At 59.5% G+C, this 21,080-nt stretch carries 21 protein-coding genes; 11 read left to right on the plus strand and 10 right to left on the minus strand.

All coding sequences use genetic code 11. From position 1 onward, the window contains the following. Positions 1–153 precede the first annotated feature (153 nt). The gene (locus ACRRSD_RS06555) at positions 154–2,475 is read left to right on the plus strand and encodes a response regulator (RefSeq protein ID WP_435037563.1); all 2,322 of its coding nucleotides are present in this window, start codon (positions 154–156) and stop codon (positions 2,473–2,475) included. Here ACRRSD_RS06555 and ACRRSD_RS06560 read toward each other — a convergent pair. The 3 genes from ACRRSD_RS06560 to msrB form a co-directional block, all read right to left on the minus strand. Beyond that, a complete protein-coding gene (locus ACRRSD_RS06560; RefSeq protein WP_435037564.1) occupies positions 2,459–2,920 on the minus strand; it encodes a MarR family winged helix-turn-helix transcriptional regulator in 462 nt (153 codons plus the stop codon). The genes ACRRSD_RS06555 and ACRRSD_RS06560 overlap by 17 nt on opposite strands. Further along, positions 2,917–3,402 carry a glutathione peroxidase gene (locus tag ACRRSD_RS06565; protein ID WP_007908624.1) on the minus strand — a complete coding sequence of 162 codons (486 nt, stop codon included), beginning with the start codon at positions 3,400–3,402 and terminating at the stop codon, positions 2,917–2,919. Before ACRRSD_RS06565 ends, ACRRSD_RS06560 begins: the two co-directional genes overlap by 4 nt. A gap of 110 nt (positions 3,403–3,512) precedes the next feature. Next, the gene (gene msrB / locus ACRRSD_RS06570; RefSeq protein WP_435037565.1) at positions 3,513–3,908 is read right to left on the minus strand and encodes a peptide-methionine (R)-S-oxide reductase MsrB; all 396 of its coding nucleotides are present in this window, start codon (positions 3,906–3,908) and stop codon (positions 3,513–3,515) included. Positions 3,909–4,132: 224 nt separating this feature from the next. Here msrB and ACRRSD_RS06575 point away from each other — a divergent pair, with 224 nt between their 5' ends. Together ACRRSD_RS06575 and htpX are read left to right on the plus strand one after the other, a co-directional pair. Continuing rightward, a complete protein-coding gene (locus ACRRSD_RS06575) occupies positions 4,133–5,344 on the plus strand; it encodes a pyridoxal phosphate-dependent aminotransferase (protein WP_007908620.1) in 1,212 nt (403 codons plus the stop codon). 303 nt (positions 5,345–5,647) lie between these two features. Beyond that, positions 5,648–6,535, plus strand: a complete 888-nt coding sequence (htpX, locus tag ACRRSD_RS06580; RefSeq protein WP_007908619.1) for a protease HtpX — start codon at positions 5,648–5,650, stop codon at positions 6,533–6,535. Positions 6,536–6,732: 197 nt separating this feature from the next. Here the strand turns inward: htpX and ACRRSD_RS06585 are convergent, their stop codons facing one another. Continuing rightward, the gene (locus ACRRSD_RS06585; RefSeq protein WP_435037566.1) at positions 6,733–7,380 is read right to left on the minus strand and encodes a thiopurine S-methyltransferase; all 648 of its coding nucleotides are present in this window, start codon (positions 7,378–7,380) and stop codon (positions 6,733–6,735) included. A 103-nt stretch (positions 7,381–7,483) separates the two neighbouring features. Between ACRRSD_RS06585 and ACRRSD_RS06590 the strand changes: the two genes are divergently transcribed. Then, complete coding sequence (locus tag ACRRSD_RS06590; RefSeq protein WP_435037567.1) at positions 7,484–8,251, plus strand: DODA-type extradiol aromatic ring-opening family dioxygenase; 768 nt, start codon at positions 7,484–7,486, stop codon at positions 8,249–8,251. Positions 8,252–8,356: 105 nt separating this feature from the next. Here ACRRSD_RS06590 and ACRRSD_RS06595 read toward each other — a convergent pair whose 3' ends face one another. Further along, positions 8,357–10,030: a DEAD/DEAH box helicase gene (locus tag ACRRSD_RS06595; protein ID WP_008088238.1), complete on the minus strand. Its 1,674-nt coding sequence runs from the start codon at positions 10,028–10,030 to the stop codon at positions 8,357–8,359. A 423-nt stretch (positions 10,031–10,453) separates the two neighbouring features. Here ACRRSD_RS06595 and ACRRSD_RS06600 point away from each other — a divergent pair, with 423 nt between their 5' ends. Next, positions 10,454–11,245: a crotonase/enoyl-CoA hydratase family protein gene (locus ACRRSD_RS06600; protein WP_435037568.1), complete on the plus strand. Its 792-nt coding sequence runs from the start codon at positions 10,454–10,456 to the stop codon at positions 11,243–11,245. A gap of 108 nt (positions 11,246–11,353) precedes the next feature. Here ACRRSD_RS06600 and ACRRSD_RS06605 read toward each other — a convergent pair whose 3' ends face one another. Beyond that, a complete protein-coding gene (locus ACRRSD_RS06605; RefSeq protein WP_435037569.1) occupies positions 11,354–12,109 on the minus strand; it encodes a spermidine synthase in 756 nt (251 codons plus the stop codon). A 153-nt stretch (positions 12,110–12,262) separates the two neighbouring features. Here ACRRSD_RS06605 and ACRRSD_RS06610 point away from each other — a divergent pair, with 153 nt between their 5' ends. After that, positions 12,263–13,609: a class II 3-deoxy-7-phosphoheptulonate synthase gene (locus tag ACRRSD_RS06610; RefSeq protein ID WP_034155236.1), complete on the plus strand. Its 1,347-nt coding sequence runs from the start codon at positions 12,263–12,265 to the stop codon at positions 13,607–13,609. Positions 13,610–13,707: 98 nt separating this feature from the next. On the opposite strand, the gene ACRRSD_RS06615 is transcribed toward ACRRSD_RS06610, so the two are convergent. Further along, on the minus strand, positions 13,708–14,934 hold the full coding sequence (locus ACRRSD_RS06615; RefSeq protein ID WP_435037570.1) for a winged helix-turn-helix domain-containing protein: 1,227 nt from the start codon (positions 14,932–14,934) through the stop codon (positions 13,708–13,710). A gap of 64 nt (positions 14,935–14,998) precedes the next feature. Continuing rightward, complete coding sequence (locus ACRRSD_RS06620; protein WP_038364272.1) at positions 14,999–15,214, minus strand: DUF1127 domain-containing protein; 216 nt, start codon at positions 15,212–15,214, stop codon at positions 14,999–15,001. A gap of 97 nt (positions 15,215–15,311) precedes the next feature. Between ACRRSD_RS06620 and ACRRSD_RS06625 the strand changes: the two genes are divergently transcribed. Further along, positions 15,312–16,166 (plus strand): LysR substrate-binding domain-containing protein, encoded by an 855-nt coding sequence (locus ACRRSD_RS06625; protein WP_007908606.1) that lies wholly within the window; start codon positions 15,312–15,314, stop codon positions 16,164–16,166. On the opposite strand, the gene ACRRSD_RS06630 is transcribed toward ACRRSD_RS06625, so the two are convergent. Continuing rightward, on the minus strand, positions 16,156–16,905 hold the full coding sequence (locus ACRRSD_RS06630) for a sulfite exporter TauE/SafE family protein (RefSeq protein ID WP_435037571.1): 750 nt from the start codon (positions 16,903–16,905) through the stop codon (positions 16,156–16,158). The two genes, ACRRSD_RS06625 and ACRRSD_RS06630, sit on opposite strands and share 11 nt — an antisense overlap. A gap of 111 nt (positions 16,906–17,016) precedes the next feature. Between ACRRSD_RS06630 and ACRRSD_RS06635 the strand changes: the two genes are divergently transcribed. The 4 genes from ACRRSD_RS06635 to ACRRSD_RS06650 all read left to right on the plus strand — a co-directional run bounded on the left by ACRRSD_RS06635 (position 17,017) and on the right by ACRRSD_RS06650 (position 20,291). Continuing rightward, on the plus strand, positions 17,017–17,973 hold the full coding sequence (locus ACRRSD_RS06635) for a LysR family transcriptional regulator (RefSeq protein WP_435037572.1): 957 nt from the start codon (positions 17,017–17,019) through the stop codon (positions 17,971–17,973). 72 nt (positions 17,974–18,045) lie between these two features. Next, on the plus strand, positions 18,046–18,501 hold the full coding sequence (locus tag ACRRSD_RS06640) for a MarR family winged helix-turn-helix transcriptional regulator (protein ID WP_435038478.1): 456 nt from the start codon (positions 18,046–18,048) through the stop codon (positions 18,499–18,501). Positions 18,502–18,826: 325 nt separating this feature from the next. After that, positions 18,827–19,246: an organic hydroperoxide resistance protein gene (locus ACRRSD_RS06645; protein WP_435037573.1), complete on the plus strand. Its 420-nt coding sequence runs from the start codon at positions 18,827–18,829 to the stop codon at positions 19,244–19,246. Positions 19,247–19,280: 34 nt separating this feature from the next. Then, on the plus strand, positions 19,281–20,291 hold the full coding sequence (locus ACRRSD_RS06650; RefSeq protein WP_435037574.1) for an alpha/beta hydrolase: 1,011 nt from the start codon (positions 19,281–19,283) through the stop codon (positions 20,289–20,291). A gap of 183 nt (positions 20,292–20,474) precedes the next feature. On the opposite strand, the gene ACRRSD_RS06655 is transcribed toward ACRRSD_RS06650, so the two are convergent. Continuing rightward, a complete protein-coding gene (locus ACRRSD_RS06655) occupies positions 20,475–21,044 on the minus strand; it encodes an elongation factor P (RefSeq protein ID WP_007908599.1) in 570 nt (189 codons plus the stop codon). Positions 21,045–21,080 lie beyond the last annotated feature (36 nt).

A 21,080-nucleotide genomic window follows, 5' to 3' on the forward strand; every position in this document is an offset into this window, starting at 1 on the left:
GCACATTCACAGTGATGATGACGATCCAGCGACGACACACAGATAAAAATCACCCTACCAAGCCTTGTTACAAGGCGATTCGGGAACCTCGGTATCCATACATGATCGACTATGCTTGAGCAGCGAAGGGAAACGGAAGTGGTTCAACACCCCATGGATATCAAATTCACCCACCGGCTGTCGTACAAGCAAGCCAGGCTTACTGTGCTGGTCGGGTTCATTCTGGGCACGCTGCTCAGCCTGCTGCAAATCGGCATCGATTATGCCAGCGAAGACGCCTCCATCAACCGTGAAATCCTGTCTTTGCTGGAAATCAGCCATAACCCGGCCTCGCGGATCGCCTACAACATCGACGCCGAGCTGGCGCAGGAACTGACCCTGGGCCTGTTGCGCTCACCGGCGATCATTTCAGCGCAACTGATCGACAACAACAGTACGGTGCTGGCCAGCGTCAAACGCCCGGAGCTGCAAAGCGGCTATCGGGTGATCAGCGACTTCCTGTTTGGCGCCAAGCGCCAGTTCGAGGATCGTCTGTACCTGGATCATCTGCCCAATGAATCGCTGGGGGTGTTGAGCCTCGAGGTCGACACCTATGCCTTCGGCAGCCGTTTCCTGCGCCGGGCCGAGGTCACCCTGCTCAATGGTTTCGCCCGCAGCCTGATTCTCACCGGCATCCTCTTGGCGCTGTTCTACGTGATGCTGACCAAACCGCTGGTGCGGGTGATCCGCGAACTCAGCGGGCGCGACCCGCGCAGCGCCGAGCCGACCACACTGGAGTGCCCGTCCGGCCACGGCAACGATGAAATCGGCGTGCTGGTCAAAGTCGCCAATCAGCAATTCGAGAACATTGCCACCGAGATCCAGCAACGACGCAACGCCGAAAACCGCCTGACCGACTACCTCGGGCAACTGGAAAACATCGTCTCGGCGCGCACCGCCGAACTCAAGGCAATCAACGCCCGGCTCAGCCAGTCCAATCAGGAACTCGAAGTCGCCCGCAGCACCGCCCTGGAAATGGCCGAGGCCCGTTCGGCCTTCCTTGCCAACATGAGCCATGAGATCCGCACGCCGCTCAACGGGCTGCTGGGGATGATCGCGCTGTCGCTCGATGGCCCGTTGAATGCCGAGCAGCAGCAACAGCTGTCGATCGCCCACGATTCGGGCAAGGTGCTGGTGGAATTGCTCAACGATATCCTCGACCTGTCGAAATTCGATGCCGGGCAACTGGAGCTTGAGCACATTCCGTTCGATCTCGGCTCATTGATCGAAGACACCGCCAACCTGCTGTCGCAGAACGCGGCGCCGAGCGTCGAGCTGACCTGCCTGATCGATCCGCACTTCCCGGCACTGGTGCTCGGCGATCCGACTCGCGTGCGGCAGATCGTCAGCAACCTGCTGTCCAACGCCCTGAAGTTCACCCGCTTCGGCCGGGTAGACGTGCGCTTGTCGACCTACAAGGATGGCGTGCGCATCGAGGTCTGCGACACCGGCATCGGTATCGCCCAGGACGCGCAGCTGAAAATCTTCCAGCCATTCACTCAGGCAGGCGCCGGTATCACTCGCCAGTACGGCGGCACCGGGCTGGGACTGGCGCTGACGTACAACCTCTGCGAAGCCATGCAGGGGCGCCTGACCATCAGTTCCGAGACCGGTTTTGGCAGTCAGTTCTGTGCCGAGTTGCCGCTGCCGTGTCATACCCGAGCGTTGGTCCCGGCCCCTCTGCACGGAAAAGTGCTCGCCATTACCGCGGCCAGCAGTGGTCTGGCGGAACTGTTGCAGAGTCTGCTGCCGGTCTGGGGCCTGGCGTATGAGCAGCGCACCATCGATGACTCACTGCTGGGCCTGACACCGGACGTGGTGATTACCGATTGCCCGGAATGCCTGTTCGGATTACGCCCGACCCAAGGTGCGCCGATTTTGCTGGTGACCGCCTACGGCAGCTTTCTGCCGAGCGAAGAAGCGGCTGCGCTCGCCCCTCTGCAACAACAGGCACGACCGTTGGCGCGTAACGCGCTCTACCAGAACCTGCGGCGCACCCTGCAACCGGACGTCGTTGCCATTAACGATGCGCAGCTCGAAACCGCTCCCTCGGTGCGACGCGGGCGAGTGTTGCTGGTCGAAGACAACCCGGTCAATCAACTGGTGGCCAAAGGCATGCTCGGCAAACTGGGCTGCGAGGTCATCGTCGCAGCCCACGGTGCCGAAGCGCTCGATCAGTTGGAGTATCACGAATTCGATCTGGTGCTGATGGACTGCAACATGCCGGTGATGGACGGCTACGAAGCCAGCCGGCAGATTCGGCAAAGCGGGCGCTGGCCGAACCTGCCTATCGTCGCCCTGACTGCCAATGCGATGTCCGAGGAACGCGAACGCTGCCGCGCGGCGGGTATGAGCGACTATCTGGCCAAGCCTTTCCGCCGTGAAGAGTTAGCGGCCCTGCTCGATCAGTGGATCCCGACTACGACAGCGCTTTGATCTTCCCCAGCAAGTGATCGAGGCCGTCACGCAGGTCATTGAGCCGGTCCAGATCGACCCCGCTGTCGCACAGTAACCGGGCCTTGAGCGGCCCGACCTGCTCGCGCAAGGCTTGCCCTGCCGGTGTCAGGCTCAGGTGCACTTCGCGCTCGTCACGCGTCGAACGCTGGCGCTGCACCCACTGCAACTGCTCGAGGCGCTTGAGCAATGGCGTCAGCGTGCCCGAGTCCAGTGCCAGGCGCTCGCCCAACGCCTTGACAGTCGGTTGCTCGGGCGCGGTGTCCTGCCATTCCCACAACACCAGCATCGCCAGATATTGCGGGTAGGTCAGACCGAGCTGATCGAGCATCGGCTTGTAGGCGCGAATCACCGCTCGGGAGGCGGCGTACAACTTGAAGCACAACTGGTTGTCGAGCTTTAGCGAATCGACCGGCAGGCTGTTCATTTGAGCAGGGCTTCGATCTCGCCGCTCAGCTCCTGCGGCTTGGTGGTCGGGGCAAAACGCTTGACCAGTTTTCCGTCCTTGCCAATCAGGAACTTGGTGAAGTTCCACTTGATGCCCTGGGAGCCAAGCAGACCCGGCGCGCGTTTTTTCAGTTGCACGAATAGCGGATGCGCGTCGGCACCGTTAACGTCGATTTTCTTGAACAAAGGGAAGCTGACACCGAAGTTCAACTCACAGAATTCACTGATCGCACCCTCGTTGCCCGGCTCCTGCTTGCCGAACTGATTGCACGGGAAACCCAATACCACCAGGCCCTGATCCTTGTAGGTCTGCCACAGTTCTTCGAGGCCTTTGTACTGCGGGGTGAAACCGCATTTGCTGGCGGTGTTGACCACCAACACCGCTTTGCCGGCGAAATCAGCCAGGGTCTTTTGCTCACCTTTGATCGTGGTGCAAGGAATGTTCAGCAGGTTGTCGCTCATGGCGTTGGGCTCCGCAGAAAAGTCGGGAAAGGCCAAACATAGCGAGCAATTAAATTGTGTGCAATTTAATTATCGAATAACAAGGCGACCCAAAGGTCGCCTTCGATCGTTTATGCGCGCGGTTCGAGGTTCAGGCACACCGAATTGATGCAATAACGCAGGCCGGTCGGGGGCGGGCCGTCGGGAAACACATGACCCAGATGCGCATCGCAGCGCGCGCACTTCACTTCCGTGCGGATCATGCCGTGGCTGGTGTCACGGATTTCGGTCATCGCGCTTTCGCCAATCGGTTCGTAGAAGCTCGGCCAGCCGCAGCCGGAATCGAATTTGGCCTTGGAATCGAACAGCGCTTTGTTGCAGCAAACGCAGTGGTAGACACCGTCGGTCTTGGTGTCGTTGTATTTGCCCGAGAACGGACGCTCGGTCGCACTCAGACGACAAACGTTGTATTGCTCGGGGTCGAGCATGGCCCGCCATTCTTCCAGGGTTTTTTCCAACTTTTCCATCATCACACCTCAGCGGCTGAAAAAGCCCGATCTGTACCTTTTCCACGGATCGGGCGGCACGTATGATTGCGCCTCGTCACGCACCAGTCTGGCAGCCAGACCGGGCGCATTCAAACGGATTCTGGGAGCCGCGGCTCAAGACATCCGCCTGTGCGAAGACGCAGGAATCCCAGTACGGTTGTCCACCCGCCGTCTGGATCGTTCATTTTCGGGATCACATCGCCATGCAGTTCAGCAAATCGAACAAGCTCGCCAACGTCTGCTACGACATTCGCGGCCCGGTGCTCAAGCACGCCAAACGACTGGAAGAGGAAGGCCAGCGCATCCTCAAGCTGAACATCGGCAACCCGGCGCCGTTTGGTTTCGAAGCGCCGGACGAAATCCTTCAGGATGTGATCCGCAACCTGCCGACCGCGCAAGGCTACAGCGACTCCAAAGGCTTGTTCAGCGCGCGTAAAGCGGTGATGCAGTACTACCAGCAGAAGAATGTCGAAGGTGTCGGCATCGAAGACATCTATCTGGGCAACGGTGTATCCGAACTGATCGTGATGTCGCTGCAGGCACTGCTCAACAACGGCGACGAAGTGCTGGTGCCAGCCCCGGACTATCCGCTGTGGACCGCCGCCGTCAGCCTCGCCGGTGGCAATGCCGTGCATTACCTGTGCGACGAAGGCGCCGACTGGTTCCCGGATCTGGCCGACATCAAGGCCAAGATCACCCCGAACACCAAGGCCATGGTGATCATCAACCCGAACAACCCGACCGGCGCGGTGTATTCGAAGGAAGTGTTGCTGGGCATGCTGGAAATCGCCCGTGCGCACAATCTGGTGGTATTCTCCGACGAGATCTACGACAAGATTCTGTACGACGATGCCGTGCACATCTGCACCGCGTCGCTGGCCCCGGACCTGCTCTGCCTGACCTTCAACGGTCTGTCGAAATCGTACCGCGTGGCGGGTTTCCGCTCCGGCTGGATCGCGATCTCCGGGCCGAAGCACAATGCGCAGAGCTACATCGAAGGCATCGACATGCTGGCCAACATGCGCCTGTGTGCCAACGTGCCGAGCCAGCATGCGATCCAGACCGCATTGGGCGGCTACCAGAGCATCAATGATCTGGTGCTGCCGCAGGGTCGTCTGCTCGAACAGCGTAACCGCACCTGGGAATTGCTCAACGACATTCCGGGCGTGAGCTGCGTCAAACCGATGGGCGCACTGTATGCGTTCCCGAAAATCGACCCGAAGGTCTGCCCGATCCACAACGACGAGAAGTTCGTCCTCGACCTGCTGCTCTCCGAGAAGTTGCTGGTGGTCCAAGGCACGGCGTTCAACTGGCCGTGGCCGGATCACTTCCGCGTGGTCACGCTGCCTCGCGTCGATGATCTGGAAATGGCCATCGGTCGTATCGGCAACTTCCTCAAGTCCTACCGCCAGTAACTGGCCAGCAGTGCGTAACGGTCAAACGTTGCGCACTGTCTGATTCAGCAACACTTCTGCGTTCCACCTCCGCGCACGCCTTCTACACTTGCGATTCATACCGGTTACCTGCGTCGGGCGTAATGGCGACGGGTCGCGGCTGGCCGTCATCCCTATCGGTATCTGTCGTGGGAAATGTGCCGTGCACCGAAGAATCTGCTGTAGGACACAGTTTGAAATAGTCACTCAGTTGAATACCCCGGTGCAGCACCTTATATACCCCGCAGTACGCTACATCTTTAGCTTGAGGAGATTTCTACAACCATGATGCGCATCCTGCTGTTTTTGGCCACTAACCTGGCGGTCGTGCTGATAGCCAGCATCACCCTGAGCCTTTTCGGCTTCAACGGGTTCATGGCGGCCAACGGGGTTGATCTCGACCTTAGTCAGCTGCTGGTTTTCTGTGCAGTCTTTGGTTTCGCCGGCTCGCTGTTCTCGCTGTTCATCTCCAAGTGGATGGCGAAGATGAGCACCGGTACCCAGATCATCAGCCAGCCACGTACCCGGCATGAGCAATGGCTGCTGCAAACCGTCGAGCAACTGTCCCGCGAAGCCGGGATCAAGATGCCCGAAGTCGGTATTTTCCCGGCCTACGAAGCAAACGCCTTCGCCACCGGCTGGAACAAGAACGACGCTCTGGTCGCGGTCAGCCAGGGCCTGCTCGAGCGTTTTTCGCCCGATGAAGTGAAAGCCGTGCTGGCCCACGAAATCGGTCACGTCGCCAATGGCGACATGGTCACGCTGGCGTTGATTCAAGGCGTGGTGAACACCTTCGTGATGTTCTTTGCGCGGATCATCGGCAATTTCGTCGACAAAGTGATTTTCAAGAACGAAGAAGGCCAGGGCATTGCCTACTACGTGGCGACCATCTTCGCTGAACTGGTATTGGGCATTCTCGCCAGTGCGATTGTCATGTGGTTCTCGCGCAAGCGCGAATTCCGTGCCGACGAAGCCGGCGCACGCCTGGCCGGCACCAGCGCGATGATCGGCGCACTGCAACGCCTGCGCGCCGAGCAAGGCCTGCCGGTGCACATGCCGGACACCCTGAACGCCTTTGGCATCAACGGTGGCATCAAGCAGGGCTTTGCCCGCATGTTCATGAGCCACCCGCCACTGGAAGAGCGTATCGACGCGTTGCGTCGTCGCGGTTGATCTGACCGGTAACAATGAAAAGGCCCGCAGTGATGCGGGCCTTTTTTGTTCCTCTGGATTATGCGTCGACAGTGCCGGCCCTTTCGCGAGCAAGCTCGCTCCCACAGGTTATGCGGTGTTTATACAATCGTTGACACAGCACAAATCACTGTGGGAGCGAGCTTGCTCGCGAAGAGGCCAGTAAGTGCAACAAAAAGCTATCGGTTGGAAACCCGGTAAACCCGCTCCTCCAGCCGCGTCACGCCCGCCTGCAGGAACTTCCCGCTCTCACTCAGCACATCCTGCTCTTCCAACACCTCCACCTGCCAGACACCTCCCAGCAACCGCTGCACTTCATCGTCCCCCACTGCAAACGGCGGCCCCGGCATCTGCGCCTGATCGTAATCCAGCGTAATCAGCAACCCGTGTACACCCGGTGGCAGAATCTGCTGAAGATGCGCCGCATAGCGCTCACGCATCGGCGCCGGCAAGGCAATCAGCGCGGCACGGTCGTATATCGCCGCGCAATCGGCCACATCACTCGCTGTCAGCGCAAAGATATCCCCGCACCACAACTCGATAGCGTCACCGCGATAGACTTTGAATGCGCCGTTCTCGCTGATCTGTGGCTGTATCTGATGCTCACTGAAAAAGTCCTCGATAGCCTTTTCCGACAGTTCGATCCCGAGCACCTGATGACCGTGGCCTGCCAGCCACGCCAGATCCAGACTTTTCCCACACAAAGGCACGAGCACTCTCGCCGTCTCAGGTACCGCCCAGTGCCGCTGCAGATACGGGTTCACCTCGGGTAGATGGAAACCGATCTGGCCCGAAACCCACTTCTTGTGCCAAAACTCAGGCTGCATGCCTCACTCCCAATAATTCGATCAAAAAGCGTTAAAACTTATATTAGATTTAGATCAATGAACTGACTGAAGATGAATCATCTTAACGCTCAGGAACCCGTCCATGTTTCCCAGCCTGTTTATCTCCCATGGTTCACCCATGCTCGCACTGGAGCCCGGCGCCAGTGGCCCGGCCCTGGCGCGCCTGGCCGCCGAACTGCCGAAACCCAAAGCCATCGTCATCGTCTCCGCGCATTGGGAAAGCCACGAGCTGCTGGTCAGCAGCCATGCACAACCGGAAACCTGGCACGACTTCGGTGGCTTTCCCCGCGAATTGTTTGAAGTGCAATACCCGGCACCCGGCAATCCGCAGCTGGCTGCCGAAGTGGCTGATTTGTTGAATGCCAACAACCTGCCTGCGCGCCTCGATCCACAGCGTCCGTTTGATCATGGTGTCTGGGTGCCGTTGTCGTTGATGTACCCTCAGGCGGATATCCCGGTGGTGCAGGTCTCCCTCCCGAGCCGTGGCGGCCCGGCGCTGCAAACCCGGGTCGGGCAAGCGCTGGCGAGTCTGCGCGATCAGGGGATTTTGCTGATCGGCTCCGGCAGCATCACCCACAACCTGCGCGAACTGGACTGGCACGCCGGCCCGGAAAGTGTCGAGCCGTGGGCACGGGACTTTCGTGACTGGGTGATCGAGAAACTGGCGACTGACGATGAGGCGGCGCTGCACGATTATCGCCAGCAGGCACCACATGCGGTGCGTAGCCATCCGAGTGATGAGCATTTGTTGCCGCTATATTTTGCCAGAGGCGCGGGGGGTGAGTTCAGCGTGGCGCACAAGGGATTCACGATGGGTGCGCTGGGCATGGATATCTATCGTTTCGGTTGACGTCTTCGCGAGCAGGCTCGCTCCCACAAAGGCAAAAAACAGGCATAAAAAATCCCCGAACCAGTCGGGGATTTTTTATGTTCGATCAATCAGCCCAAGGGCGGATCAATCTTCGCGATAGCGACGCAGTTTCAGCTGCTTACCGGCAACGCGAGTGTCCTTCAGTTTGGTCAGGAGTTTGTCCAGACCATCTTCCGGCAGCTCGACGAGGCTGAAGCTGTCACGCACCTGGATGCGACCGATCGCTTCACGGGCCAGACCGCCTTCGTTGAGGATGGCGCCCAGCAGGTTTTTCGCGGCGATACCGTCACGCGCACCCAGCGCGGTACGGCAACGAGCACGGCCTTCGCCCAGAGGCATTGGCGCGCGACGCTCGCGGTCACCACGATCAGGACGATCACCGGTGCGCTCAGGACGGTCGCCACGCGGTGCATTGTTCGGCACCAGTGGACGTTCCTTCTCGATCGCGGCCAGGTTCAGCGCTTGACCGTTGGTGGCTTTGCGCAGCAGCGCAGCAGCCAGAGCACGCGGGGTGCAACCGATGTCTGCAGTCAGACGATCGAGCAGCTCACCGTGAGTCGATTCGGCATCAGCGACCAGCGGCGACAAGCTGTTGGTCAGTTTTTTGATGCGTGCATCGAGAACAGCCTGAGCGTCCGGCAGGCGAACTTCAGCGACTTTCTGACCGGTTACACGCTCGATCACTTGCAGCATGCGGCGCTCACGTGGAGTCACCAGCAGCAGTGCACGACCTTCGCGACCGGCACGGCCGGTACGGCCGATACGGTGAACGTAGGACTCTGGGTCGTACGGCATGTCAACGTTGAACACGTGAGTGATGCGCGGAACGTCCAGACCACGAGCAGCAACGTCGGTCGCAACAACGATGTCCAGACGGCCATCTTTGAGCGAGTCGATAACGCGCTCACGCTGGTTCTGGGCGATGTCACCGTTCAGCGCCGCAGCTTTGTAGCCTTTGGCGTCGAGGGCGCTGGCCAGATCCAGGGTCGCTTGCTTGGTGCGCACGAACATGATCAGCGCGTCGAAATCTTCCACTTCCAGCAAACTGAGAACGGCCGAAGTCTTCTGGTCAGCGTGAACCAACAGGTGAGCCTGTTCGATCGCGGTAACGGTCTGGGTCTTGGTCTGGATCTTCACGTGTTGCGGATCGCGCAGATGGCGTTCGGCAATGGCGCGGATCGACTGCGGCAGGGTCGCCGAGAACAAAACGGTCTGACGGGTCGCTGGCAGAGCCTTGAAGATGACTTCCAGGTCATCCATGAAGCCCAGCTTCAACATTTCGTCAGCTTCGTCGAGAACCAGGTGGTTCACGGTCGACAGAACTTTTTCGTCGCGACGCAGGTGGTCGCACAGACGGCCCGGAGTGGCGACAACGATCTGTGCGCCATTACGGATTGCTTTCAGTTGTGGGCCCATCGGCGCGCCGCCGTAAACGGCCACAACGGTAACGCCCGGCATTTGCTTGGCGTAGGTTTCGAAAGCGGTTGCTACTTGCAGCGCCAACTCACGAGTTGGCGCCAGGATCAGGGCTTGCGGTTCGCGCTTGGCAGGATCGATGCGGTGCAGGATAGGCAGTGCGAACGCGGCGGTTTTACCGGTACCGGTTTGCGCTTGGCCAATCATGTCCTGGCCGGCCATGATGATCGGGATCGATTGCTGCTGAATCGCCGAAGGCTCTTCGTAGCCGGTCGCTGCGACGGCTGCAAGAATATTCGGGTTAAGATTAAAAGCGGCGAATCCGCCGGTTTCCTGGGTCATGGGTCTGCCTCTAAGTGCATCCGCAAAGACCCATGCTCCAAAGCTGCGCATGCCGTGTTGAGACTCAAGAGTCGCCCTGGCAGCTTTGTCGGCGGGGATTTGCGAAAACGAATGAATGAAAAAAAGAATCGTCCGGGAAGAGCCCGCAATGCGGACGTGCAGCCGAAGCTGACTTCGGGAAATTGCGCTACCTAAACGCGGCCCGGTTAAAGGCCGGCGCGCACTATACCGGATTTTGCCCAAAAAGGGAGCTTTTTTTATCGTCAAAATACCTGTGTCACCGCTGTGTAACGGGGTTTTGCGGATAATCGCGCCAAGGTCTATTTTTCAAAGGCCCGGCCCTGCGGGCGATGACGCTAAAACGATTCATCGACGTGCGGCATTCCGTCGCTGCACCCGCCCTTCCCGCCCGAGGATCCAGCCATGAATCAGCTCTGCCCCGGCCGCGTCAGCCGTGAACGTCGTGGTCATGTCCACCTGATCGGCCTTGATCGAGCGGCCAAGCGCAACGCTTTCGACCTCGACCTGCTGAATGACCTGAGCCTGGCCTACGGTGAGTTCGAGGCCGACAGCGAAGCGCGGGTGGCGGTGGTGTTTGGTCACGGCGAGCACTTCACCGCCGGTCTGGATCTGGTCAATGCCAGCTCCGCCCTCGCCCAAGGCTGGCAGGTTCCGACCGGCGGTTGCGACCCGTGGGGTGTTTTCGTCGGGCCACGGGTGAGCAAACCGGTGATTGTCGCCGCGCAGGGCTACTGCCTGACCATTGGTATCGAGTTGATGCTGGCCGCCGACATTAATCTGTGCGCGAGCAATACCCGTTTCGCGCAAATGGAAGTGCAGCGTGGGATTTTTCCTTTTGGTGGCGCGACTTTACGTTTTCAGCAGATCGCCGGTTGGGGCAACGCGATGCGCTGGCTGCTGACCGGCGATGAGTTCGATGCGCACGAGGCGTTGCATCTGGGCCTGGTGCAGGAAGTCATGGCCAGTGAGGACCTGATGCCGAGGGCGATTGAGTTGGCTGAACGGATTGCCCGGCAGGCGCCGTTGGGAGTGCAGGCGACGTTGCTGTCGGCGCGGCAGGCGCGGTATGAGGGTGAGACAGCGGCAGCGCAGGGGTTGCCGGCGCTGGTGAAGAAGTTGTTGGCGAGTGAGGATGCCCAGGAGGGGGTGAGGTCGCTGGTGGAGCGGCGGCCCGGAGTTTTCAAAGGGATCTGAAATATTTGCTGGTTATCAGGTCCTCTTCGCGAGCAGGCTCGCTCCCACAGGGAAAATGCATTCCAATGTGGGAGCGAGCCTGCTCGCGAAGAGGCCATCACTGACAACTCAGGTGGCCGGGCGAATACTGTTGATCAACGACTGCAACGAATACCCCAACCGCGGCGCCAGCGCTTCAGCCCGGGCGGTCAGCGCCTGCATGTCCAGCGCCTGATCGAGGTCCGCCGGCACAATCAGAATCACATTGCCCTCCTTCACCGGCAGCTCCCAGTAATGCCGGTGATAGAGCCCGCGCAACAACGCCGCGCCCAACGGCTTGCCATCATCGGTGGCCCACTGATTGATCACCAGCCAGCCACCCGGATTCAGACGTTTCTGGCAATCACCGAGAAAACTCCAGGCCAGATGCCCGACGCCCGGGCCGACATCGGTGTACAGGTCGACGAAAATCAGATCCGCAGGCTCTGCCGTTGGCAGCAATTCAAGCGCATCGCCGACGCGGATATACAACCGTGGATCATCGTCGAGCCCTAGATACTCGATGGCCAGACGCGGCACATCCGGGCGCAATTCAATCGCTTCGACATCTTCCAGCGGCAGGAACTTGAGGCAGGCCTGAGTCAGCGTACCGGCGCCGAGTCCAAGAAACAGCGCGCTCTCCGGATGCTCATGGCACAACGCGCCGATCAGCATCGCCCGGGTGTAGTCGTATTCCAGCCAGCTCGGATCTGCGGTGAACACGCAGCTCTGCTCGATCGCATCGCCAAATTCGAGAAAGCGGTAATCGGCCACTTCCAGCACGCGAATCACGCCGAACTCATCCTGTACTTCGGCGAGCAGATGCTCGACGCGCTCCTCAGTCATTTCGTCTCCTGATGGTCACCGGGCGCGGTGACGCGATGGCACCGCTGTGGTGCCGTGGCAAAGCGGCGATTGTCGGTGATGGGGCGGGAGCAGGTCACGCACTAATTGCTGCTACCATGGGCTTCCCGTGCGTAGAACCAATTAGAGACCGTGATGAGCCAACCGTGGAGCCCTGACAGCTGGCGCGCCCTGCCGATCCAGCAACAACCGCAATACCCCGACGCCGCGCACCTGCGCCAGGTCGAGCAAACCCTGGCCAGTTATCCACCGCTGGTGTTTGCCGGTGAGGCGCGCGAACTGCGCCGGCAGTTTGCCGAAGTCACTCAGGGCCGGGCATTCCTGCTGCAGGGGGGCGATTGCGCGGAAAGCTTCGCTGAATTCTCCGCGGCAAAAATTCGCGACACTTTTAAAGTATTGCTGCAAATGGCGATCGTCATGACCTTCGCCGCCGGTTGCCCGGTGGTCAAGGTCGGGCGCATGGCCGGTCAGTTCGCCAAACCGCGCTCGGCCAACGACGAGACCATCAACGGCGTGACCCTGCCGGCTTATCGCGGCGACATCGTCAACGGCATCGGTTTCGACGAAAAGAGCCGCGTGCCGGATCCGGAACGCCTGCTGCAGTCCTACCACCAGTCCACCGCGACGCTGAACCTTTTGCGCGCGTTTGCTCAGGGCGGTTTTGCCGATCTGCATCAAGTGCACAAGTGGAACCTCGATTTCATCGCCAATTCAGCGCTGGCCGAGAAGTACAGCCACCTTGCCGACCGCATCGATGAAACCCTGGCGTTCATGCGCGCCTGCGGCATGGACAGCTCGCCGCAACTGCGCGAAACCAGTTTCTTCACCGCCCACGAAGCGTTGCTGCTGAACTACGAAGAAGCCTTCGTGCGCCGCGACAGCCTGACCAACGATTATTACGATTGCTCGGCGCACATGCTGTGGATCGGCGATCGCACCCGTCAGCTCGACGGCGCGCACGTCGAATTCCTCCGTGGCGTGAATAATCCGATCGGCGTCAAAGTCGGCCCAAGCATGGACCCCGACGATCTGATCCGCCTGATCGACGTGCTCAACCCGGACAACGATCCGGGGCGCCTGAACCTGATTGCGCGGATGGGCGCCAACAAGGTCGGCGATCACCTGCCAGCGCTGATCCGCGCGGTGCAGCGTGAAGGCAAGCAAGTGCTGTGGAGTTCCGATCCGATGCACGGCAACACCATCAAGGCCAGCAGCGGCTACAAGACCCGCGACTTCGCGCAGATCCTCGGCGAGGTGAAACAGTTCTTCCAGGTACACGAGGCGGAAGGCAGTTATGCCGGCGGCATTCACATCGAGATGACCGGCCAGAATGTCACCGAGTGCATCGGTGGCGCGCGGCCGATTACTGAAGACGGCTTGTCGGATCGCTATCACACGCACTGTGATCCGCGGATGAATGCTGATCAGTCGCTGGAGTTGGCGTTCCTCATAGCCGAAACGCTGAAACAAGTCCGCCGCTAGACCGCGTCGCCTCTTTCGCGAGCAGGCTTGCTCCCACACTGGATTTGTGTCGTATACAAAACCCATGTGGGAGCGAGCCTGCTCGCGAAGGCGTCCGCTCAGACGCCCTCAATTTTCGCCAATGCCACCCGTAACCGCGCCGCACTCTCTCGCTGACAATTGAGCTGCACCCGATCAAGCCCCAACCAGTCCGCCATCTGCCGCAAATTCAGCGCCAACGCTAGCATCCCCTGCTCATCCAGCCCCGGCTCTTCCTCGTGCACCGCATGCACCGCCAACTGTCCCGCCGCCCGCTCGGCGCGCAAATCCACCCGCGCGGCAATTCGCTCGTTGTGCAAAAACGGCAACACGTAATAGCCGTAAACCCGTTTGTCCTGCGGCGTATAAATCTCCAGCCGATAACGGAAATCGAACAAGCGCTCAGTGCGGCTGCGCTCCCAGATCAACGAATCGAAGGGCGACAACAGTGCACTGGCAACGACCTTGCGCGGGACTTTCGGCTCCGGCAGGCAATAGGCGATCTGCCGCCAACCGGCAACCTCGCACAGCTGCAATTGCCCGGCCTCGACCAGCTCCGCCAAACGTGGACGCGCATCCACCGGATTCAGGCGAAAGTAATCGCGCAGGTCTTTTTCGCTGCCGACGCCCAACGCCTGAGCCGCATGCAACAACAACCCACGCTGCGCCTCGGCTTCGTCTGGCAACGCCTGCTGCAGAATTGAAGAGGGGATCACCCGCTCAGGCAAATCATACAAACGCTCAAAACCACGCCGCCCCGCCACCGTTACTTCACCGGCGGCAAACAACCATTCCAACGCATGCTTTTCCGCGCTCCAGTCCCACCACGGCCCGGCCTTGTCTTCGCGGGTCGACAGACTGCCGGCGCCCAACGCGCCCTGGTCTTCAACCGAGTTTAAAACCCGGCGAACAACGTCTTGCTGCTCACGGCCGAACTTTGCCAGTTGTTGATAGATATCCTCGCCGCGTTTGGCCCGCTGCATGCGCCAGCGCATCAGCGGGTACATCGACAGCGGCAGCAACGAGGCTTCGTGCCCCCAGTATTCAAAAAGCGTACGACGTCGCCCCGAACTCCAGGCAGCCTGGTCGAGCAAGTCAGAGGAATAAAAACCGAGACGGGAAAACAGTGGCAGGTAGTGCGAGCGCACCACGGCATTGACGGAGTCGATTTGCAGCAGGCCCAGCCGTTCGATCAGCCGGTTGACGTGCGCGGCTTTGACGGTCGGCGGCTGGCGCCCGTTGAATCCTTGGGCAGCCAGCGCCAGTCGTCGCGCCTGTTTGAGGGAAAAGGCCAGAGTCGCGGGCATGAGCATCTCCTTGTCTGCTCGCAACCTACCTCACTTGAAGTTGGCTTGTGTAGCACTCTGCTCATCATTTATGCATCGGGTCATCCCAGAACGGCCGCACGGCTTCGTGTTCAACGTCGGCGCGACTGACGCCAATGTCCTTCAACGCTTCGTCGCTCAGACTGGCGAGCAACTCGCGTTCACGGTGCAGTTCGTACCAGCGGCTAAACTTGTGCAGCAGGTCGGAAACGAGATGGACCGAAAACTTTTCATCGCTTACATAGACTTTTTGACCTTTCATCGCATCGCCCTCCTTGTGGGATAGCTCCAGTCTCTTCTCCGCGCTACGATCAATCCAACGAATGTTTCTGATGGCATGCATCACGGAGATTCATCAATTGTCGGCCTACCCCAGTATCGATACCGATGTCCTGCGCACCTTTGTCGCGATTGCCGATCAGGGCGGGTTCACCCGCGCCGGCGAAATGGTCAACCGCACGCAATCGGCGGTGAGCATGCAGATGAAGCGCCTGGAAGAAGACGTGTTGCAGCGGCAGTTGTTCGAGCGCGACGGACGCCAGGTGCGCCTGACCGCTGAAGGCCAGGTGCTGCTCGGTTACGCGCGGCGCATTCTCAAGTTGCACAGCGAGGTGTTCAACACTTTGCGCGAGCCGCACATGGTCGGCACGGTGCGCATAGGCACGCCGGATGACTATGTGATGCGGTTTCTGCCGGGGATTCTGTCGCGGTTTGCGCAGTTCTATCCGCTGATCCAGATCGAAGTGCATTGCGAATCGACCAAGCAGTTGCTGCAGCGCACCGACCTTGATTTGTCGATCGTCACCCGCGAGCCGGGCAACGAGATCGGCCAGTTGCTGCGCAAGGAGCGTTTCGTCTGGGCCGAGGCGCAGAATTTCAGCGCCCACGAACAGACGCCGTTGCCCCTGGCGATGTTCAACAGTGATTGCTTCTGCCGCTTGTGGGCGTGTAATGCGCTGGATGCGATGGGCCGCGAATACCGTATTGCCTACAACAGCACCAGCCTTTCTGCGCTGATGGCGGTGGTGAGCGCCGGTCTGGCGATCACCGCGCAGCTGGAAAGCCTGATCACCCCGGACATGCGCATTCTCGGTGCCGCCGAAGATCTGCCCTTGTTGCCTGAGGCCAGCATCATGCTGATCCGCAACCTGAACAATCCGTCGCCGATCACCGAGTGCCTGGCCGAGCACATTGTCGAAGGCTTTAAACTTTAAACGCGAGCATCACCGCACACAGCACCAGGAAACCGCAGAACAGCCCGCGCAGGAGTTTTTCCGGCATGGCGTGGGCGACTTTCACCCCCCAGCTGATGCTCGCCAGACCGCCGATGGCCAACGGCAGGCCAATCATCCAGTCCACTTCTTGGTGCACCGCGTAGGTCACCAGGGTTACGCCGGTGCTTGGCAAAGCCAGCGCCAGCGACAGGCCTTGGGCGACGACCTGTGTAGTGCCGAACAGGCTGGTCAGCACTGGCGTTGCCACCACGGCCCCACCTACTCCGAACAAACCGCCCATGGTTCCGGACGCCGCGCCAAGCACGCCGAGCCAAGGCCATGAATAACGCATTTCAGAAGTCGCAGCGGGTGGCTTGCCGAACATCTTCAGCAGGTTGTACGCCGAGAGTGCCACTAGGAAGGCGACAAAGCCGATACGCATGGTTTGCGCATCGATGCCTACTGCCCAGATCGAACCGATCCACGCAAAGCAGAAGCCCATCACCGCCAAGGGCAGCGCATGCCGTAGTTCGATGCGATTGCGCTGGTGATAACGCCACAGCGCCAGCATCACATTCGGTACGACCATGACCAGCGCGGTGCCTTGGGCAATCTGCTGATCGAGACCAAACCACACGCCGAGCAACGGAATGGCGATCAAGCCGCCGCCAATGCCGAAAATGCCGCCGAGTGTGCCGAGGGCGGCGCCGAACAGCAGGTACAACAAAAACTCCATCACAGCTGAATTCCTCTTACGTCAGGCAATGCATCCTACGCAGTCGTGGCTGGCGGGGAAACGCACAGCAACGCACAATGGCTATGCCGATTTCGCACAAGCGTGAAGCTGACCATGAATCCCAATCAATTGACCGAACAACTCGGACTGTTTCTCGACGTGCTGGAAAGTGGCAGTTTTTCTGCTGCTTCCCGTCGTCATCCGCTGACTCCTTCGGCCGTCGCCCGACGGATCGACAACCTCGAAAGTGCTATCGGCAGTCAATTGTTTGTCCGCAGTACGCATGCCGTGCGCGCAACGCCGGCAGGCCTGGCCTTTGCCGAGCGGGCGCGGCGAATTGTTGCCGAGTTACAACTAGCCCGCGCCGAGGCGGTGTCTTTGAGCAGTGCGCCGGAAGGTTTGATCCGCATCGACGCTCCAGCGGCTTTCGGGCGGCGACATCTGGCACCGGTGATCGCCGACTTTCTCGTTTTGTACCCGGGACTGGATGTGCAACTGCACCTGATCGACAGCTTCGTCGACATGAGCGGCGCGAATCTGGGCAAAGTCGACCTGGTGTTACGTGCCGGGCAAATGGCTGATACCCGACTGGTGGCCACGCCGTTGGCGAGCATGGTGCGTATTGCCTGTGCCAGCCCCGACTATCTCAAACGCCGAGGCGTGCCCGTCAATCCAGCCCAACTGAACGAGCATGATGGTCTGGATTGGGACGGCCTCGCTCCGCCCTTCGCCTGGCGGTTCGAGCAAGACGGCCAGATGCAATTGCACCGCCCGGCGCGGATCCGCATGAGCGCCAACAATGCTGAAGCCTTGGTCTGCGGCGCCTTGGCTGGCTTGGGCATCGCGCATCTGCCGACGTGGCTGGCCAGCGAATACCTGTTGCGCGGTGAACTGCTGCCGCTGTTCTGCGAAAACGGCCTGCCGGCACCGGAATCGACGGGCATCTACGCACTGCGCATGGAACAGCAGACCAACTCGCGCAGCCGCTTGTTGCTTGAATATCTCAAGACCCGTTTCAGTCCGGTGCCACCTTGGGATCTGGCGTTGCAGCGCGATCTGGGCAGACATTGAATCCGGAGAATTATCTGGCGCATTAAAGGTTCGAGCGCTAGATTCATGACCATCATCGAACAAGGCTTTGACATGACTTCCGAACGCGACACCTGTGACGACCTGCTCCTCGACAATCAGGCGTGCTTCGCCCTGCATTCCACTTCGCTGATGATGACCAAGGTCTACAAGCCATTGTTGCAAGCGCTGGGTCTGACCTATCCGCAATATCTGGCGATGATGGTGCTGTGGGAGAAGGATGGTTTGACCGTGGGAGAAATCAGCGCTCGACTGCTGACTGATCCCGGCTCACTGACCCCGCTGCTCAAACGACTGGAAGGTGAAGGCTTGCTCAGCCGCACCCGCAGCCGTGAGGATGAGCGCGTGGTGATTGTCGAACTGACCGAACAAGGCCGCGCATTGAAAGAACAAGCGCAGACCGTTCCGCAGTGCATCCTCGGCGCCAGCGGCTTTTCTCTGGAACGCCTGCAGAAGCTGCAATCAGAGTTGCAGGCACTACGCGGTCACTTGCAAGAAAGCCTGATCTGACTTCCACACAGTCCCTGTGGGAGCGAGCCTGCTCGCGAATGCGTAGTGTCAGTCGATATGAATGGTGACTGATACACCACATTCGCGAGCAGGCTCGCTCCCACATTGATTTCATCGACAGCAAAATATTTTCACCACCTGATCTACCGCGCAATCCGCTCTAACTCAAGCCTCACAGCACCCCTTTCATACCCGCCCCTTCGTGGAAGTGCAGCTTTTTTAAAAATTTATCTTGCGCGCAATATATTCGCGCGATACATTTACTTCGCACTTACTTAGCGCGCAAACAATTCACACACAAACCACACTTAATGAGGCTCACACCATGCAAACTCTCTACACCGCAATCGCAACCTCCACTGGCGGCCGTGATGGTCGTGCGATCTCCAGCGACAACATCCTCGACGTCAAACTGGCCACCCCGAAAGAACTCGGTGGTGCTGGCGGCGCGGCGACCAACCCTGAGCAACTGTTCGCTGCCGGCTACTCGGCCTGCTTCATCGGCGCACTGAAATTCGTCGCCAGCCAGACCAAACGCAAAATCCCGGACGACGCCTCGATCACCGCCCACGTCGGTATCGGCCAGATTCCCGGCGGCTTCGGTCTGGACATCGATCTGCACATCAGCCTGCCTGGCCTGGAACAAGCCGACGCACAAGCGCTGGTCGATGCGGCCCATCAGGTCTGCCCGTACTCCAACGCCACTCGTGGCAACGTCGATGTGCGTCTGCACGTCATCGTTTAACTGCTGACGCCCCAGGCCCGAACAGGAAATGAACATGCACACTTTCAGCAAAGTCTTGACCGGTACCCTTCTCGCCCTGTCCATCCACAGCGCTTTCGCCGGTGATGTCGAACACAGCACTCAGGCCTTTCTCGATGTGCTGAATGCCGGCACCGGCAAACCGATGGAACAACTGACACCCAAAGAGGCCCGCGCCGTGCTGGTCGGCGCGCAGTCCGGGGTCAAGTTGACGCTGCCCACAGCGGACGTCAGCGAGAAAACCATCCAGGTCGATGGCCAACCGTTGAGCCTGACCATCGTCCGGCCGGCCGGGGTCAAGGGCGAGCTGCCAGTGTTCATGTTCTTCCACGGCGGTGGCTGGGTGCTGGGCGATTTCCCGACGCACGAGCGGCTGGTGCGGGATCTGGTGGTCGGTTCGGGAGCGGCGGCGGTGTTCGTCAATTACACGCCTTCCCCGGAAGCGCATTACCCGGTGGCGATCAACCAAGCCTACGCCGCAACGAAGTGGGTCGCAGAGCACGGCAAAGAGATCAATGTCGACGGCAAGCGTCTGGCTGTGGCGGGCAACAGTGTCGGCGGCAACATGGCGGCTGTGGTTGCACTGATGGCCAAAGACAAAGGCACTCCGGCGATCAAATTCCAAGTGCTGCTGTGGCCAGTGACGGACGCCAATTTCGATACCGGCTCCTACAATCAGTACGCCGAAGGACACTTCCTCACGCGTAACATGATGAAGTGGTTCTGGGACAACTACACCACCGGCGCCAAGCAGCGAAACGAGATCTACGCCTCGCCGTTGCGGGCAACCACCGCGCAACTGAAGGGCCTGCCGCCCGCGCTGGTGCAGACCGCCGGCGCCGATGTGTTGCGTGATGAGGGTGAAGCGTATGCGCGCAAACTCGACGAGGCCGGTGTGGCGGTGACGTCGGTGCGGTACAACGGCATGATTCACGATTACGGTTTGCTTAACGTGGTGAGCCAAGTGCCGGCGGTGCGTTCGGCGATGCTGCAGGCATCTGAAGAGCTCAAGCAACACTTGAAGTAACCACAATCCCATTGTGGGAGCGAGCCTGCTCGCGAAAGCGGTGTGTCATCCGGTGATGTGCTGGCTGACAGAATGCATTCGCGAGCAGGCTCGCTCCCACAGGGAATTGCGTGAAGCTCAAATCGCAGGCACAAAAAAGCCCGACTCAATGGTCGGGCTTTTTCTTTCCGCGAAAAGCAGTGCTTATTTGGCACGGCCTTTGTAGGAACCGCCTTCACGGGTGTCGATTTCGATCTTGTCACCGATTTCGATGAAGTCAGCAACTTGCAGCTCAGTACCGTTGGCCAGCTTGGCTGGTTTCATGACTTTGCCGGAAGTGTCGCCACGAGCCGAACCTTCGGTGTAGTCAACTACGCGCACGATAGTGGTCGGCAGCTCTACGGAAACCAGACGCTCTTCGAAGAAGATCGCTTCGCAAACATCGGTCATGCCTTCTTCAACGAAAGGCAGAACAGCTTCGATGTCTTCAGCGTTCAGCTCGTACATGGTGTAGTCGGTGGTGTCCATGAACGTGTAGGTGTCGCCGCTGATGAAGGACAGGGTCGCTTCTTTGCGGTCGAGGATTACGTCGTCCAGTTTGTCGTCAGCGCTGTAAACGATCTCGGTCTTGTAACCGGTCAGCAGGTTTTTCAGCTTGGTCTTCATGATCGCGCTGTTACGGCCCGACTTGGTGAATTCAGCTTTCTGAACCAGCCAAGGATCGTTCTCGAGACGGATCACGGTACCGGGTTTCAGTTCTTTACCAGTTTTCATTGCGAATATCCGAATTTGGATGGGATTTACAAAAAT

The sequence above is a fragment of the Pseudomonas neuropathica genome (assembly GCF_051174785.1).
Lineage (GTDB): Bacteria > Pseudomonadota > Gammaproteobacteria > Pseudomonadales > Pseudomonadaceae > Aquipseudomonas > Aquipseudomonas neuropathica_A.